At 27.7% G+C, this 16,657-nt stretch carries 21 protein-coding genes; 13 read left to right on the forward strand and 8 right to left on the reverse strand.

Going from position 1 to position 16,657, the window contains the following annotated elements; genetic code table 11:
• Nucleotides 1-6: 6 nt before the first annotated feature.
• Nucleotides 7-234, reverse strand: a complete 228-nt coding sequence (locus tag BV55_RS0111145) for a FeoA family protein (RefSeq protein WP_029452895.1) — start codon at nucleotides 232-234, stop codon at nucleotides 7-9.
• A gap of 252 nt (nucleotides 235-486) precedes the next feature.
• Between BV55_RS0111145 and BV55_RS0111150 the strand changes: the two genes are divergently transcribed.
• Both BV55_RS0111150 and BV55_RS0111155 read left to right on the forward strand, forming a co-directional pair.
• A complete protein-coding gene (locus tag BV55_RS0111150) occupies nucleotides 487-1,230 on the forward strand; it encodes an HAD-IB family hydrolase (RefSeq protein ID WP_029452896.1) in 744 nt (247 codons plus the stop codon).
• A 14-nt stretch (nucleotides 1,231-1,244) separates the two neighbouring features.
• A complete protein-coding gene (locus BV55_RS0111155) occupies nucleotides 1,245-1,913 on the forward strand; it encodes a ribonuclease H-like domain-containing protein (RefSeq protein WP_029452897.1) in 669 nt (222 codons plus the stop codon).
• A 35-nt stretch (nucleotides 1,914-1,948) separates the two neighbouring features.
• Here BV55_RS0111155 and BV55_RS0111160 read toward each other — a convergent pair whose 3' ends face one another.
• Nucleotides 1,949-2,821: a ComEC/Rec2 family competence protein gene (locus BV55_RS0111160; protein ID WP_029452898.1), complete on the reverse strand. Its 873-nt coding sequence runs from the start codon at nucleotides 2,819-2,821 to the stop codon at nucleotides 1,949-1,951.
• Between the two features lie 137 nt (nucleotides 2,822-2,958).
• Here BV55_RS0111160 and BV55_RS0111165 point away from each other — a divergent pair, with 137 nt between their 5' ends.
• Both BV55_RS0111165 and murQ read left to right on the forward strand, forming a co-directional pair.
• On the forward strand, nucleotides 2,959-3,669 hold the full coding sequence (locus BV55_RS0111165; RefSeq protein WP_029452899.1) for a lysophospholipid acyltransferase family protein: 711 nt from the start codon (nucleotides 2,959-2,961) through the stop codon (nucleotides 3,667-3,669).
• Nucleotides 3,670-3,795: 126 nt separating this feature from the next.
• Complete coding sequence (gene murQ, locus BV55_RS0111170; RefSeq protein WP_029452900.1) at nucleotides 3,796-4,707, forward strand: N-acetylmuramic acid 6-phosphate etherase; 912 nt, start codon at nucleotides 3,796-3,798, stop codon at nucleotides 4,705-4,707.
• Between the two features lie 112 nt (nucleotides 4,708-4,819).
• Here the strand turns inward: murQ and BV55_RS0111175 are convergent, their stop codons facing one another.
• A complete protein-coding gene (locus BV55_RS0111175) occupies nucleotides 4,820-5,575 on the reverse strand; it encodes a putative ABC transporter permease (protein ID WP_029452901.1) in 756 nt (251 codons plus the stop codon).
• A gap of 439 nt (nucleotides 5,576-6,014) precedes the next feature.
• Nucleotides 6,015-6,221, reverse strand: coding sequence for a DUF378 domain-containing protein (locus BV55_RS0111180; RefSeq protein WP_029452902.1), 207 nt, complete (start codon nucleotides 6,219-6,221; stop codon nucleotides 6,015-6,017).
• A 211-nt stretch (nucleotides 6,222-6,432) separates the two neighbouring features.
• On the opposite strand from BV55_RS0111180, the gene BV55_RS14915 reads away from it, so the two are divergent.
• Nucleotides 6,433-6,891 carry a protease complex subunit PrcB family protein gene (locus BV55_RS14915; protein ID WP_198023218.1) on the forward strand — a complete coding sequence of 153 codons (459 nt, stop codon included), beginning with the start codon at nucleotides 6,433-6,435 and terminating at the stop codon, nucleotides 6,889-6,891.
• A 60-nt stretch (nucleotides 6,892-6,951) separates the two neighbouring features.
• Here the strand turns inward: BV55_RS14915 and BV55_RS0111190 are convergent, their stop codons facing one another.
• Complete coding sequence (locus BV55_RS0111190) at nucleotides 6,952-7,419, reverse strand: Lrp/AsnC ligand binding domain-containing protein (RefSeq protein WP_029452904.1); 468 nt, start codon at nucleotides 7,417-7,419, stop codon at nucleotides 6,952-6,954.
• 387 nt (nucleotides 7,420-7,806) lie between these two features.
• On the opposite strand from BV55_RS0111190, the gene BV55_RS0111195 reads away from it, so the two are divergent.
• Nucleotides 7,807-8,175, forward strand: coding sequence for a hypothetical protein (locus tag BV55_RS0111195; protein WP_029452905.1), 369 nt, complete (start codon nucleotides 7,807-7,809; stop codon nucleotides 8,173-8,175).
• Nucleotides 8,176-8,258: 83 nt separating this feature from the next.
• Here BV55_RS0111195 and BV55_RS0111200 read toward each other — a convergent pair whose 3' ends face one another.
• Nucleotides 8,259-9,263 (reverse strand): CehA/McbA family metallohydrolase, encoded by a 1,005-nt coding sequence (locus tag BV55_RS0111200; protein WP_029452906.1) that lies wholly within the window; start codon nucleotides 9,261-9,263, stop codon nucleotides 8,259-8,261.
• A gap of 227 nt (nucleotides 9,264-9,490) precedes the next feature.
• On the opposite strand from BV55_RS0111200, the gene BV55_RS0111205 reads away from it, so the two are divergent.
• The 7 genes from BV55_RS0111205 (at nucleotide 9,491) to BV55_RS15905 (ending at nucleotide 13,442) form a co-directional block, all read left to right on the forward strand.
• Nucleotides 9,491-10,018 (forward strand): RNA polymerase sigma factor, encoded by a 528-nt coding sequence (locus BV55_RS0111205; protein WP_029452907.1) that lies wholly within the window; start codon nucleotides 9,491-9,493, stop codon nucleotides 10,016-10,018.
• Nucleotides 10,008-10,307: a hypothetical protein gene (locus BV55_RS0111210; RefSeq protein WP_029452908.1), complete on the forward strand. Its 300-nt coding sequence runs from the start codon at nucleotides 10,008-10,010 to the stop codon at nucleotides 10,305-10,307. Before BV55_RS0111205 ends, BV55_RS0111210 begins: the two co-directional genes overlap by 11 nt.
• Nucleotides 10,279-11,142 (forward strand): ABC transporter ATP-binding protein, encoded by an 864-nt coding sequence (locus BV55_RS0111215; protein ID WP_029452909.1) that lies wholly within the window; start codon nucleotides 10,279-10,281, stop codon nucleotides 11,140-11,142. Before BV55_RS0111210 ends, BV55_RS0111215 begins: the two co-directional genes overlap by 29 nt.
• A complete protein-coding gene (locus BV55_RS0111220) occupies nucleotides 11,142-12,407 on the forward strand; it encodes an ABC transporter permease (RefSeq protein WP_029452910.1) in 1,266 nt (421 codons plus the stop codon). The genes BV55_RS0111215 and BV55_RS0111220 overlap by 1 nt, the downstream gene beginning before the upstream one ends.
• Nucleotides 12,334-12,981, forward strand: a complete 648-nt coding sequence (locus BV55_RS0111225) for a hypothetical protein (protein WP_029452911.1) — start codon at nucleotides 12,334-12,336, stop codon at nucleotides 12,979-12,981. Before BV55_RS0111220 ends, BV55_RS0111225 begins: the two co-directional genes overlap by 74 nt.
• Before the next feature lie 101 nt (nucleotides 12,982-13,082).
• Nucleotides 13,083-13,226: an HAD hydrolase-like protein gene (locus BV55_RS15400; protein ID WP_084170555.1), complete on the forward strand. Its 144-nt coding sequence runs from the start codon at nucleotides 13,083-13,085 to the stop codon at nucleotides 13,224-13,226.
• An 81-nt stretch (nucleotides 13,227-13,307) separates the two neighbouring features.
• On the forward strand, nucleotides 13,308-13,442 hold the full coding sequence (locus tag BV55_RS15905; protein ID WP_278246646.1) for a hypothetical protein: 135 nt from the start codon (nucleotides 13,308-13,310) through the stop codon (nucleotides 13,440-13,442).
• Between the two features lie 65 nt (nucleotides 13,443-13,507).
• On the opposite strand, the gene BV55_RS0111240 is transcribed toward BV55_RS15905, so the two are convergent.
• A complete protein-coding gene (locus tag BV55_RS0111240; RefSeq protein WP_029452912.1) occupies nucleotides 13,508-15,973 on the reverse strand; it encodes an FtsX-like permease family protein in 2,466 nt (821 codons plus the stop codon).
• Entirely contained in the window at nucleotides 15,970-16,650 is a 681-nt protein-coding gene (locus BV55_RS0111245) for an ABC transporter ATP-binding protein (protein WP_029452913.1), read from the reverse strand. Before BV55_RS0111245 ends, BV55_RS0111240 begins: the two co-directional genes overlap by 4 nt.
• Nucleotides 16,651-16,657: the final 7 nt, after the last annotated feature.

Genomic DNA, 16,657 nt, shown 5'->3' on the forward strand with positions numbered 1-16,657 from the left:
AAAAAACTATATTAAATTATTTATATATATATTTTTAGCATCTGTTTTTCTAATGGCCATATCGAAGCCTCTAAAGTTTATTACAATAGGGTCACCAAGTGGAGCAAAGCGTTTTACAAAAACCTCTGTACCTTCAACACAACCTAATGCAAGTAACCTCTTAGTTAGCTTATCGTCACCACAGATAGACATTACAGTACCAATTTCACCTATTTTTAAATCACAAATACACATTAAAACACCCCCGTTGAAAATCATTATCAATACCATGTTCTTATAATACCATCTTGTTATTAACAAGTCAATACTATTATAAGTGCTGATAAAAAAATAACTATCCGTTAATAATGATGTCAGTTAAAGTTGAACCTATATTAATTTCATGATATTATACTATAAATATAAGTTTCTTATGATAAAATAAAAAAGAGGCAAATATAAATGTAAAAGTAAATAATTAATTATTAAGAAAGGTAGGTGAATATCATGGCTTTAGACAAAGGTACCAATATTGCAGCATTTTTTGATATTGATGGTACATTATATAGGGAAGGTCTTATAGGAGAGCTTTTTAAAAAATTAGTTAAATATGAAATAATAGAACCTGAAAAGTGGTATAATGAAGTGAGACCTGAATACCAAAAATGGGATAAAAGGCAAGGTAATTATGATAATTATCTTTTAAAGATGGCAGATATATATATAGAAGCAGTTAAAGGCCTTCATAAATCTCAGGTTGAATTTATTGCTAAAAAGGTTGTAAACCAAAAAGGTGATAGAGTATATACCTACACAAGAGATCGAATAGTTTGGCATAAAGCTCAGGGACATAAAATAATAATAATATCTGGTAGCCCTAAAGAATTGGTTAGAGAAATGGCTTTAAAATATGGATTTGATGACTATAAAGGAGCTGATTATCTTATGGACGATAATCTAGAATATACTGGTGAAGTAGTTCCAATGTGGGATAGCAATAGCAAGAGAAAGGCAATTTTGCACTTTAAGGACAAGTATTTCATAGATGTAGATAATAGTTATGCCTATGGGGATACTGCAGGAGATTTTTCTATGTTTAAATCAGTAGGTCATCCTATTTGTATAAACCCAACTCGAGAGTTAACAAAAAAGGTCTTAGAACACGAAGAAGTAAGAGATAAGATAAAAATAATAGTAGAAAGAAAAGATGTTGTTTACAGTATAAATCCAGATTGTTTACAGATCTTGTAGAAAGAGTGGGTAAAGTGATAATTCGTGAAAATACTATCTATGTAGAAGACATAGATTTTAGCAAAGTATTAGAAGTAGAAGAAAAAAGAGATTGTTATGAATCGGCTTTATTTTTTGATTTAGAACACTATGTTTATAAAAAGCCAGTGTGTATAGGTGTCTTTGGATGTTCTTACTATAATAAAGAAGATTCATCTATAAATGTTACACAATATATGATAGAAAATAAAAAAGAAGCAATAGATGTACTATTTATGGCAGAAAGTTATTTTAAAGTAATGGCAGAGAGAGAAAAAAAAGGCTATATAGTAACCTTTTCTGGTAATAATGACTTTTCTGTAATTAAATATTTATTTACTCAGCATAATATAGACTTTAACTTTGAAGATCATTTTGTTCATATAGATTTGCAAAAAGAATATGAGAAAAAGTTTAAAGAAAGTATAGGATTAAAGAATTTAGAAAAGCTAATGGGTATAGAAAGAGAAGGCGAAATTGTCAACGGAGCTAATCTTGCAAAGACTTTTAGCAAAGTTGTGAAAGATAAAGATTATATAAAAAGAATGCCGGAAGATAAAATACAAAGAATTTTATTATATAACGAACAAGATGTGGTAAATCTATTCCACATATATACAAATTGGAATAAGCTACCATGCCTAAAAGAGGACTCTGAAATATGAGTCCTCTTTTATTTTTCAAAAATTCATTTTTAATTTTATTTATTCACTTTTATATTTTTGCCATCACTAGATATTACTATATTTTCTTGTAAATCTGTTCTATAAACTGTAATATTTCTTTTTTCCATATCTTTAATTATTTCTTTATGAGGATGACCATAATCATTTTCTTTAGCACAACTTACAACAGCATATTTAGGATTAACCTTGTCTAAAAAGTCTTTTGACGAAGAAGTACTACTTCCATGGTGCCCTAGTTTTATCACATCTGAACTTATATCTAAGTTTTTTTGAAGAATTTCCTTTTCAGATACCTTTTCAGCATCTCCCATAAATAAAAAGCTATTATCTCCATAGGTTAATTTTAAGGCAGCAGAATAATTATTTATGTTTTCGTAGTCTGTACTGTTTGGTGCTATTAATGTTGCGGTTATATCTTCATCAAAATCTAATACAACTCCACTTTTAGCTACATTAATTTTAAGGTCCTTTTCTTTTAGCTTAGATACCATATTTTCAAATACCTTTGTTGTATTTGTTTTTTTAGGAGCATAAAACTTTTCTACAGGAAAGGTATTTAATACAGCAACCATTCCTCCTATATGATCTTCATGAGGATGTGTAGCTATTAATATGTTTATATTTTTTACTCCAACGCTCTTTAGATAATTAATTAATTTATCAGAACTTGATTTAGGACCTGCATCTATTAACATGTTTTTGTCTTTATACTGAACTAATATAGAATCTCCTTGTCCTACATCTATATAGTGTACTTTAAGGTTATCAGTATTAGAATTATTTACACCATCACCTGAAGTATTAATACTAGCACAGGATGTAAAAATTAACATAAGGGCTAGAAAGATAGGAAATAAAATTTTAAAATGCCTTGGTTTCAAATGTATCACTCCTTGTATAGTAAGTTTAATAACTTATTACAATAGTTTATCATTTTTATTGCTACTATAAAAGTGTTTATGTTGAATTTTAATTTATAAGTGAGTATAATTACTTTGACTAACTTATAAAAGGATGTGGTGGGATGAAATCTTTTTTTGTAGAAATATACTACGGATTATACATGATATTTATAGGACTTAAGAGAATAAAGTTTCATTTTATTAGGGTATTCAAAGGTAAAGAGGCAGCATTTCAATATACTAAAAAGGTTGTAAGTAACTGGTCTATAAAAACTATAAAAATAATTGGTATGGAGATAGAGGTAATAGGAAAGGATAATATCCCAAAGGAAGCCTGCTTATTTGTGGCCAATCATCAAAGCTATTTTGATGTTCCAGCACTTATTTATGCTATTGATAAACCTATAGGTTTTGTAGCTAAAAAGGAATTAGAAAAGATACCAGTATATAAGAGTTGGATGCTAGATATAAAAAGCGTATTTATAGATAGAAATAATGCAAGAGAAGCTATAAAAACTATAAATGAAGGGGTTCAGTATTTAAAGGAAGGTTATTCCATGGGTATATTTCCTGAGGGTACTAGAAGTAAATCAAAACATATGGGGGAATTTAAAAAAGGAAGCTTAAAACTTGCTACAAAATCTAAGGTTCCTATAGTTCCTATATCTATTAATGGGACTTACAAAGCCTTTGAAGAAACGGGATTACTTAAAAGAGCCTCTGTTAAGATTATAATAGACAAACCTATATATACAAAAGATTTAACTAAAGAAGAAGAAAATAAACTATCTGATGATTTGAGAAATTTAATGTGTAAGAATCTAAATATATAAAACTTTATAGAAATATGCTAAAAAAACTTTAAATAAGGGTAAGAAATAAAGTTTCACAAAATATTGATATTTGTGAAAGTAAACATTATAATGGGAATGTAGAATATTTTTATAGGAGGATATATAATGGATATTAAGAAATTAGAATGTTTGGTAACTGAGGAAAGAAACATAAATACAATGGATATAGATAGGCTTTCAACATTAGATATGATAAAAAGGATAAATGAAGAAGATAAAAAGGTAGCTGAAGCTGTGTCAAAGGAATCAGAGCAAATAGCTAAAGCTATTGATATAATAACTGAGGGTATAAAAAAGGGTGGAAGACTTATTTACATGGGGGCTGGGACTAGTGGAAGACTTGGTATCTTAGATGCATCAGAATGCCCACCTACCTTTGGTGTGGATTTTGAATTAATTCAAGGTATAATTGCCGGAGGAAAAACTGCTATTTTTAAAGCTGTGGAAGGTGCAGAAGATAGTATGGAACTAGGAAAGAAAGATCTTGAAGATAAAAATATAAATGAAAATGACGTAATTTGTGGTATTGCAGCTTCAGGAAGGACACCTTATGTAATAGGCGGAATGAATTATGCAAAGTCTTTAGGGGCAAAGGTACTTTGTGTTACAATGAACCCAAGCAGTGATATGTCTAAAATAGCCCATGTTCCAATATCTGTAGTTGTAGGTCCAGAAGTTATAATGGGCTCTACTAGAATGAAGGCTGGCACTGCTCAAAAGATGGTTTTAAATATGTTAACTACAGGAACCATGATTAAACTTGGTAAAGTATATAGTAATCTTATGGTAGACGTACAATCTACCAATGAAAAGCTAATTACTAGAGCTAAAAGGATAGTTATGTTAGCGACAGGTGTATCTATAGAAGAAGCAGAAAGGTATCTTAAAGAGACAGAATATGATGTTAAATTAAGTATATTGATGATTGAAACTAACAAAGGTAAAGAAGAGAGTGAAGAGTTATTAAAAGATAGTGAAGGGTACATATCTAAAGCAATAGATTTAAATAATAAATAAATTATATTAATTTAAATTAATAAGTATAAGTATTTAAGTAGTTTAGTATTATAAAAACGTATATGATAATCAATAAAGCCTTTGGATATTAAGTATCCAAAGGCTCCATTGATTATTTTTTTAATTTAAGTTTATTTTGTATTTCTTTTATTAGATTATCAAAACTTTTAGACATTAAATTAGGAAAGGCACTTAGAAGCCTTTTATGATTAGTTTTAATGCTAGTAATAGCATTGTCATATTTAATTTTAAGATCTTTTATAGGTTCTTCTATAACATCGGTCTTTTCTAGAAGATAAGAATATTTTTCTTTTACTTCTTTAGATATTTGTTCTAATTGAATAATAATTTTTTTAAATTCAATTAATGAGATTATAGTAGCCGTAAGATCAACTATAAAGTATGTAATAAATAAGTAAAATAATACTTTTTCATAACTTGATGGTATTTTGTTTGTGAATTTTTCAACGTAAGGGTGTACAAATTTAACTATAAAGACGGATGCTGCTCCCCACATTAGAGAAAAGCTAAGGCATACCCTACCTTTGATATTATATGCATTATCATCATAATCCCACCAACGGGTATTAAAAACTGTCTCTAAAATATATCCAGTTATATATTCAAGAATAGAGGTTAAAAGTACGGAGAAAACAAATAATAGCATAAGGTTATTTTTAAAAGAATTTAAGAATATTATTAATATTAATCCTCCAAATCCATAAATAGGACAAAAGGGACCGTTTAAAAATCCCCTATTTACAAATTTATGTTGAGAATAAAAGGCATAGCTTACTTCCAAGGTCCATCCTAAAAACGAGTATATTACAAAGTAAAATAATAAGTTATAAATGCTAAGTTGCAACATGTGTATATAGTCCTCCTTATAATTTTTAATGTTGTCATATTTATTATGTTATTAGATTATAATAACATAATAAGAATTATAACATAATAACTTTATTTTAAAAATTAAAGAATAGAATAGAATGAACTGATATTTAATAATCAGTTTTATTTATTACTAATATAAGTTTAGTAGTAATTTAGGGAGTAATCAATAATATATTATAAAGTTAATTAATAATTCAATTTTATAATAAAAAGCACTCTCAATTGTATTGAGAGTGCTTTTCTTAAATCAACTATATTGATCCGATGGCTACCATCCGTAACACCCCTATCCTCTTCAAGGTGGGGGATGACGGCTGCTACTCCCCTGGATAAGTTCTTCTAAGACTCAGATGGAGAGATGTATTCCTTATAAGCAAACTCCACCTGAGTCTAAGAATCACTTGATAGAGTCATTAATCAACATGGTTACGGCTATCTTTGGTAAAAAAGGATATAGCATAAATACCAGAAAGGCCAACTAAGCCATAAATGATTCTAGAAAAACCTGACATAGTTCCAAATACTGATGCAACTAGATCTAACTTGAATAATGCAATAAGTCCCCAATTTAAAGCTCCTATTATTACTAATAAAAGCGCAACAAAATCAAATGATTTCATCAGATCATCTCCTTTTATAAGTTATTCTTGTTAGTATTAACATAAAATCTATTTTTTATAACTAATATTTAATTCTTTCTTAAATTATTAACTTAATTTGTAGTGTATTATATACTTATAAAATAGTTTAGTGAGGAGTTTTTACATGAAAAAATTTTTGATGTTTGTACCTATACTTATCTTCAGTCTCACATTTACGGGGTGTGAAAATATGAGTATAAATGAAAATGAGTATAAAAAAGATGTGGCAAAAGAAGAAGAGGGTATTTTAGAAAAGGTACCATCTGCCGAAAACATTGATAATAATTGTGTTGTAGAATATAAAGTTACATCTTGGGATAAAGCGCCAGAAGGCATAAATAATATAGTATCTAAGTATAAAGGTAAAAAGGGATATTTTATATATAGTAAAGATAAGGATAATTATATTATAATTTTATCAGGAAAAAAGACTTCAGGAGGACATTCTATTTCTGTAAGTTCCGTGGAGAAAACAGATAATACTACAGTGATAACTATTGAAGAAAAATCACCTTCTAATGGAGAAGTAGTTATACAAGCTATTACTTATCCTTATATCATACTAAATGTTAAATGTAATAATGAAAAATTAAAAGTTTTAGATACTTGTGGAAATGAATATACTAAGATAGAAGAAACTCTAAGATAATAAAAAAAACCTTTTATTTATAAAAAATAAAAGGTTTTTAATAAGCTAATAAATAAATTATTAAAGTTTTATGTTTCTATCAATGGGTTGAGAAAGAGAAATAAAGGTATCTGTACTTTGTATACCTATAATTGTATTTATTCTATGCATCAATATATCTTGAAGGTCTGATATGCTCTTGCATATAACCTTTGCAAAAACTGAATATTGACCAGTAGTATAATGCAATTCTACAATTTCTTTTATTTTTGCCATTTCATCCATAACATTACTAAAAGAAGAGTTTTTGTCTACAAATACCCCAACAAAACAACATACATCATATCCGAGCTTAGGCATATCTAACATAAGTTTCGTACCTTTTATTATGCCGATATCCTCCATTTTTTTCATTCTTACGTGGATAGTACCACCACTTACATGGCAGATACGAGCTATTTCTAAATATGGTGTTCTTGAATCTTTAATAAGGATGTCAAGGATTTGAAGATCTAAATCATCTAATTGAGAATTAACCACAAGAGACACGAAATCACCCCATATATGTAAAAATTTTTTTATAGCAATGTACTAGAATATTTATGAACTTATAAAATTTTCATTAAAAACCATTACAAATATAATAATAACATAAATTTTAAAGGATTAAATGTTAAATTCATAAATACAAGCATATTACATTTTTAATATTACTACAGAATTCAACTAATAACAACAATTTTAGCTAATACTTATAGTGAGTTTTTTTAAAAAATTAAAATTATTCAAAGAGAAAAAGTAATTAGTTTTTAAATTATTAACTTTAAGTATTAACCTTTTATATTAATTATTATATATATTATGAGATTTTTATTGAAAAAATCTTAAATATGAAATATGATACTTTATAGGTATAAAATTAAAGGGGGGAAAGATATGCCATATGTTTTATTAATTTTGATAGCTGCAGTGGTAGGTGTTATATTATATAATTTATTAAATGTATATTTATTAAGAAAGATAAATGTTAACAAGTGGATAGTACTAGGTGTTGCTATATTAGTTTTCTTTTTACCTATAGCGCTTAGTAGGTTTGAGTTTAGCCCAAATGTAATGTCTATAGTACAATCAATGCTTTTCGTAATATTGCTGTTATGGTTTTTTGATTTAAACTCAAAGGGACCAATAAAAAAAGAGAAACAGATAAAGATAAAAACTAAAGCAAAGCCAAATAAATTAAAAACTATGCCTAAAGATTCAATAATAACAAATGAAAAAGATAAAAAAAGTGAAAATAAAAAATAGTTTCTTAAAAGAAAGATATTAAGAATAAAAGATTTGAAAAAAGTTGAAAGTTTTAGCCATAGATGGTTAAAACTTTTAACTTTTTAAATTTCATTTAAAAATATTGGAGAGGTAAGAGCTGTAGCTCCACTTTGCAAAAATATCTTAGCTACATACCATTTTTCATTTTCCTTAAAGGGAAGAGAACAAAAATATTTAATGTCCTTTTGGGGCGGAAAGTCCATTTCTTTTATACATACTCCCTTAGAAGATATAAGCTTAATTTTTGTAATCTTATCCTCCCTATCTTCAGCATATAAAGAGAATTTTAAAGTGTCATTTCTATTGCAATTAAGCACATCGCCCATTAAGCTGCCGTTAATATAAAAATGAACCTTAAGGGTTCTAGATTCAGTAGAGTAGGTATTCCTATTTCTTAAAGATTGTAAAAGGTTTTTCTTATCTTTTTTTTCAACTAGTACCGCAGTTAAATTATCGCTATCTCCAAAGTTTATCTTATGGTTATCTTGAGAGTTTATAGCACCAAGCTTCCAACCTTTATCAAGAAGGGAATAATAACGCTTTTCATATCTATTATAGGATTTAGCAGGGTAAAGACCATTTCCCACCTCAATTAAAGATAGGTGATTATTTAATAAAGGATTAAAATCAAGCTTTTCTATGTTTTTACTTGGATGATTTATAGCCATTATAGGATTATTTACAGAGTTCCATAAAAGGAGCTTTTTAATATCCCATATATCGCCTGAAAAGAAATTTTCTGAGGCGAATATATTAAAATGACCGTAAGGCTTTAAGGTAAATTCAAATCCTAAAATACCAATGAAATTATCATGTTTTTTATTAAACTTTTGTATATCCTTTAGAGCCTCTTCCCATTTGTTTTTATCTTTACGTTTTTTATTGTTATTTAAAGCGTTGTTGTGATCTGTTATTATAATAAAATCTAAGTCTTTATTTTTAGCATACTTTAAGGCTACCTTTACATCTCCTGTACCTGTAGAATTTTCAGTATGGCAGTGAGGTATCCCATAGATTATACTATGCTTTTTTTTTAGAGATCCTTTAGATTTTTTGCTTTTTCCCATATAGCACATCCTTAAAAATCTTTCTTATTAATATAATAGATAAAAGGGTGGGAATTGCTATTATGTTTTAAGTTATATGGGGTGAAAAAGTATGAATACAATACTGTGGTTGAAATATGAATGAATAAAAAGTTACCTCTAAAAGTGTAACCTTTCTAAGGATTTTTCGTGTAAGCTTATAGAGAGAAAGAAAGGGGGTGATTTTAATTTGTGAGGACAACATTTTAATGGAAGAAACAAAAGATGGTGATAAAGAATCCTTTGAAAAGCTAGTATTAAAACATAGGAAGAATGCAGTAGGATTTGCTTATGGGATTCTAAAAGATATATATATGGCAGAAGATATTGTGCAAGAAAGTTTTGCTTCAATATATATTAATAGACATAGCTACAAGTCTAAAAATACATTTAAAACATTTTTGTTCGCAATAATTAGAAATAAATGTATAGATTTTATAAGAAAAAACAAAAACTATTCAGCTGTAAATTTAGATGATATTTCCGTCTTAAGTACAGATCTTCAGCCACAGGAGTTATTTCAGCAAAAAGAAGAATTACAACATTCAATAGAAGTATTAAACAAATTAAATGAAGATTATCGCATTGCATTCTATCTTTATGAAGTAGAGGGATTTAGTTATAAGGAAATTGCAGAAATAATGCATAAGTCTTTACCACAAATAAAAATCACCATTTATAGAGCACGAAAAAAACTACGAGAATTTTTGAAGGAGGATATAGGGTATGGAAACTGAAAAGCAGTTTTTAAATGAAATGTGGCATAAGGTTAGTATACTAGAACGTGAAGAGCTAGAAAAAGCCCGAATAAAAGAAATTAATAGGAAACTTACTATAAAAACAACATGCATTAGTACCATTAGTATAATAACCTTTGTATTTGTTGCAATATATAATCAATATATTACTGAATTAATATATCCTATTACCTTTGGAGTACTAGTTATTACCTTCTCTCTTGAATACCTATCAATGAAAGAAATGGGGGATAAGAGCTATGAAAATTCAAATATCAAATCTTACTAAAAAATTTGGAACTAGCACCGTGCTTGATAATATAGACCTTGAAATATCAAGTGGAATGTTTGGACTATTAGGGAGAAATGGTGCAGGTAAGACAACACTAATGAGGATAATTGCAACACTTCTAACTAAAAATTCAGGGGATATAACCATATGTGGTATGACGGTTGAAAATACAAAAGATATTAGGGAAATTGTAGGATATCTGCCTCAAGACTTTTCTATGTATCCAAGTATGAAAGTATATGAGGCCATGGATTATTTAGGGGTTCTTTCTAAAATACCTAAACAAAAACGGCAGGAAATTATCCCGAGTTTATTAGGTAAGGTTAATTTGTTAGATTATCAAAACACTAGAGTAAAGGCCCTATCAGGAGGAATGAAGCGTCGACTAGGTATAGCACAAGCTATAATGCATTCTCCAAAAGTATTGATAGTTGATGAGCCAACAGCAGGACTGGATCCAGAAGAACGAATTAGATTTAGAAATTTGTTATCTGAAATAGCAAAGGATAGAATTGTTATTCTTTCAACACATATTGTAGGAGACATAGAAGCAACTTGTGAAAATATTGCCATTTTAAATAAAGGCAAAATTATATATAAAGGTAAAACTGAAGAACTTGCAAAACTTGCAGAAGGCAAGGTTTATACGGTTACAGTAAGTAGTGAAGAATTAGATAAATTTAAAGACAAATATAAGATTATAGCTATGGTTTCTCATGGGAACAATGCAATCCTTAGAATCTTGGCAGACAATAAACCCTTTGAAGATGCTAAGGTATGTGAGCCTACCATTGAAGACGGTTATATGTTAATCATGGGAGGAAAGATGTAATGAGTCTATTTTTTAAAGAGTGTAAAAATATATTAAAGAGCTATATATATTATGTTTTTATTGCTGTAGTAGTATTATTTTATATTTCTCAAATGGGAATGGCTGTGCCGAAAGATTTAGAAAAAATGTTTTCACCACCAAAAAAAGTAAGTATTGAAGAAGTTTATGCGCCTTATGGGGAGAGGGAATCTGAACCTTCAAAGGCAATGATACCAAAGGTATCAGCTGAATTATACAGAGAATATAAGGATAATTCATATGGTACATATCCAGCAGGAATTTATAAAAAGGTTAAGTTAAATATCGATGAAACAAAGAAAATTGAACTGGTTTTAGAAGAAATAACAGGAAGGACAATAAAAGAGTTAGATGAAATGTGGGATAGTAATAAGGTTAGTGAACCACTCCATAACCAGAATATAACCTTTGAACGGTTTCAAGAATTAATGATAAATACTGATGAAATATTAGGTGTCGGTTCTGCCTATGGAAAAAGTTTCATAGGAAGATTTGCTAGGGTTCCTATTACCTATGAAGAAGCAATGGAGGATTATGAATATACCATTAATAAAGATAGGTTAACTTCTTTCTATGCACGTTTGTTTTGTGATTATATAGGAATTATCATTGGTATATTCCCAATATTTGTAGCTACATTTATGTCTATTAAAGATAAAAAAACTAAGATGTGTAATTTAGTTTATTCAAGAAATACATCTTCATTAAAGTTGATTTTTTCTAGATACTTTGCTCTTGTTTTTATGATGATAATCCCAGTTATAGCATTGGGCATCAAGGAAACTATTGTATTTATTTTATATGCAAACTCAAATAATCTTAGTATAAATATGTTTGCATTTATAAAGTATATAATATGGTGGATAATGCCTACGCTTATGATGGTTACATCTATGGGTATGTTTTTAACAATACTAACAGACACACCACTGGTTATTCTAGTAGGATTATTTACCTGGTTTTTCAACTTAAGTCATATAAAACTTTCCGGAGATTATCCACTCATGGGATTGTTTATTCGTCACAATATAGATAGAGGTGGAGCCTTAGGTGGAGCTTTAATAGAAGAAAATTTAAGCAAAATCATGGCTAATCGTCTATTGATTACGGGAATATCACTATTCATAGTGATAGCAACTAGCTATATATATGAAAAGAAAAGGAGTGGGAAACTTGACATTGGTACAAAGATGGGAAAATCGTTTAGATTTAGTAAAAGCAAATATAAAACTAGTCACATTAAATAACATTGGAGTTGCTGCTGTTTTACTATTTATACTGCCATTTATTCAAGGAGTAGAAAATCTTGACCCAGTATCCAGTGCAATTTGTCTTGAAAACTATGTATCTGTAATTGGCATAATACTTCTTGTACCAATTTTTGCTCCTGAGGAAGCAACGGAAATTAATGAAATAGTAACATCAAAGTCCATGTCACAGTGTAAGATTTATGGAGTTAGAATTATTATAGGATTAATTAGTATCTTTATTTTAGTTACCGCTTTTACATTGATGTTAAAACACAATAATTGTGACTTCCCATTATTAAAGTATATATTAGGAACCTTTCTATCTGCCATATTTCTAGGCAGCGTAGGATTATTTACTTCTGCTATATCAGGAAGTACAATATTTGGATATATGGGTTCCATTGTCTATTTGATCTTAAATATAATGACTAAAAATAAGTATGTAGGTAAATTTTATATAATGTCTATGGGGCATAAGGGTTTTAATGAAAAATATTGGCTGCTAGCTGGTAGTGTTATTCTTATATTGATATCTCTTATAATAAAATTTCTAAAAAGAAAAATGCAATAAGCAATAAACAAATTAATTATTTGTTTCTATAATTAATTATAGAAAGACATTGAAAAATATCAGAATAGTTTAGTAGCTTTTATTTTAAAGGGGGAGTAGTTTTGTTTGAAAATATTATTTGGGATTTTGATGGCACCTTATTCGATACATACTCAGGAATGGTGTATGTTTTTAAAAGAGCATTAGGTTATAATGGCATAGAGATAAGTGAAGATGAAATTTTAAAGTATATGAAAGTTTCTTAAAGGCAGTATTAACCAAGGCTTTAGAATTAGTGAAACCTTGTAAAATATTATTAACTATAGGTGGGAAAAGGGGAGATTTAATTGAAAGGTAATAATTGCCTATATCCTTTAGATTTAGAGAGTGCAGATCCTAACACAATAGAAAATGTTAAAGAATTGCTTTGTAACCTAAATTTGATTAACCTAGCTCCCTTAATAATTCTAAGGCAAAAGTAAACGATAAAATAGAAAAAGGCATTCCATAGCTAAAATTAATTAGTTGTGAAATAGCCCTTTTATTTTCATATTATTTCTTTTTTATAGTTATTATACATTTTTGAAATAGATATATATATTAGAACAACATATCCGAATATAAATATATAATTTATATTTGTTAATATGTCTATAACAGTAAATACTTTGGATGACTTAGACACTATAATAGCTAGTATAATTAATATAATAGGCATTGAAGATATAAAACTAAATAATATCTTATTTTTTTCTCGTTTTAATATATTCCTAAGTAACGTCTCATCCATTCCGATAGATTTATATAGTATTAATTCATCCTTTCTTTTTAAAAATAAATTATAAAAGGCGAAATAGCAGTTAGAGAATCCTACTACAATAAAGAATACACTAAAGAATGTAGCTAGTATATTTCCTATTATAGTTCTTTTTTTAATCAAGTTATCTTCGTCTACTTTTGATTCTAAACTAAAATGTCCATCTTTAAAATAATCAAGAGACTTACCTTTTACCACAGTCTGAGTTTTTTCAACATTATCGGATTTAATAGCAATATATTCAAATTGATCTAAACTAGCGATTTTTTCAAAATTACTAAATAGTTTTATATACTCAGATTTAGGCATATAACAATTTAATCTATTTTTATATATAGGATAATCAAAAAGTGGTGTATCAATTTTATCTTCTACATTTAAAGCAAACTCATAACCTCTAGTATCTAGAATATTTCCATACTCTGAAAGGTAAAGAGTTTCTATATCTTCTTTTAGGAATTGTTTATCTGTAATCCTTGATGTTGGAATATTAAAATTATCTCCAACAGTATTTAATAATAAAACTCTGTTACCCTTATATTTACTTGGATCTAATCCTCTTTTAGCTACCAATTCATTGAATTTATTATCTTCTAATCCAATTATATTAAGTCGTGTATTTTTTAAAGATATAATATTTTCTTCTAGATTATTTAAACTGCCAGAGTTTTTAAAGTTATCATCAATTAAATCTTCATTATAATCAATATATACGCATTCACTTCTAAAGTTTATAAAGTCATCAATATTAAGTGATTTTATATCATTAATTAAATCTTGATTTAAAGGACTTATAGTAGAATATTCTCCTTGAATACCATAAGTTGTGTATCTATCAATATTGTTATATCTCTCCTCTATAGAATAGTATGTTATTATTATTATTATAAAAGCCATTAAAGCAAATCCTAATTTTAAAGTTATTCCTGTGAATTTAAAGCTTTTCTTACCATTTTTATAAAATTGTTTAGATAAATCTTTTTCTATATTACCCTTATATTTAAGGTCATATTTCTTATAAGATTTAGATTTTATTTCTCCTTTTAATCCATTTAAAATAGAACTTTTTTTAAGTTTGTTTATAGGTTTCTTTGTACTTAGATAGATTATTACTAAGCTTAAAATATAAATAAGTATTGCAAATTTAAAGTTTAAGCTTACATTTAAATCAATAGTACTTTCAAGAATGTTTTTAGATTTAGAAAAATACATTTCAACCTTATTTATAGCAAGAAATAATAGTTTGATTATTCCAATAGATGAAACTATACCTAAAAGTATTGGTATTTGAGAGATATATAATGCTTTTAGTTTTATTATTTTATTAATATCGCTACTAGTAGCACCTATAGCTCTTAATTTGGAATATTCTTGTATAGACTTTGCCTCTTGCACTAAAAATAAGTTTGTAATAATAAAGTAAAAAAGTATTATTAATATGAAGAATAAAACCAATACAATTACTTGAAAAGTATGATCTTTTAATAAATTATCTTGAGGATCAAAAACAAAGGATCTATCTAAATACATTAAGTTGTAATTATATGTAATATCCTTTGTTTCTAGATTGTTTACTATTTCTTCACTTAAACTATAAGTTTTGAATATGTTTTTATACCATATAAATGGAGAAAGTTCTTCTCCGCTTTCTAAAAGTTTATCTTGTTCTACATTTAAAAATATATTGTAAAATTCTTCATATTCATAAGTTGTATCATAATAGATACCTGAGATCATATAATTATTACCATTTACTTCAAGATTATCATTAATATTTTTATTAATCTCTCTTGCCATATCATTACTTATCATAATTTCATTAGGGCTTGGAAGACTACCTTCTTTCAACCAAGATTCAATAGTAGAAAGAGAGTTCTCATCCATTTCGAATAATTCAGTTTTCTCTTTGGATCCAAAACCTTCTTCTATAACTTTATTATTAAATAATCCTAGTTTTTTTATATATCTATTTGATTGTAAACTTTTCGCATCATTGCTTGAAATTGTATTTACGATTCTAAAGTGATAGCCTCCTGTACTTTTACCTATTATATCCCTATAAGATTTATAGTATGATGAAACACCAAAAACAAAAGTAGAAAGAATAACTACAGCTAGAAATATTGTAATGATTGTTGAAATATAAGACTTTTTATTTAAGCTTATATCTCCTTTTACATATTCACGTAAAATCATCTTATCACCTCATCACTAATGATTAGCCCATCTTCCATACGGACTATTCTATCAGCAGATAGGGCAACTTCTTCATCATGAGTAACTATTATAATAGTTTGGTTGTATTTTAAGTTTGAAAGCCTAAAGATTTCTATTATATCCCTAGCATTTTGTTTATCTAAATTACCTGTTGGTTCATCTGCTAATATTATACTAGGCTTATAAATTAAACTTCTAGCAATTGCTACCCTTTGTTGTTGTCCACCAGAAAGTTTATCAGGGAATACTTTTAATTTAGATTCAATACCTAAGTTTTTTATTAGATCATCAAAATGTTCCTGGTCCACATTTTTATCATCCATTAAAACAGGTAATTTTATGTTGTTCTCTACAGAAAGGTTAGAAATTAGATTGAAAAATTGATAAATAACCCCTAATTGTCTTCTTCTATAAAGAGCAAGATGATTTTCATCTAAATTTGATATATCTGTATTATCGACTTTAATTTCTCCAGATGTAATAGCATCTACACCTGATAATAAATTTAAAAGTGTAGACTTACCACACCCACTAGGCCCCATAATAGCAACCATTTGTCCTCTTTCAATAGAAAGGTTGATTCCTTTTAATGCTTCTACTTTAATTTCTCCTTCACCATATATTTTTTTTAAGTTCATAACTTTTAATATTTCCATATATCTT

It is taken from the genome of Clostridium algidicarnis (genome assembly GCF_000703125.1).
Lineage (GTDB): Bacteria > Bacillota > Clostridia > Clostridiales > Clostridiaceae > Clostridium_L > Clostridium_L algidicarnis.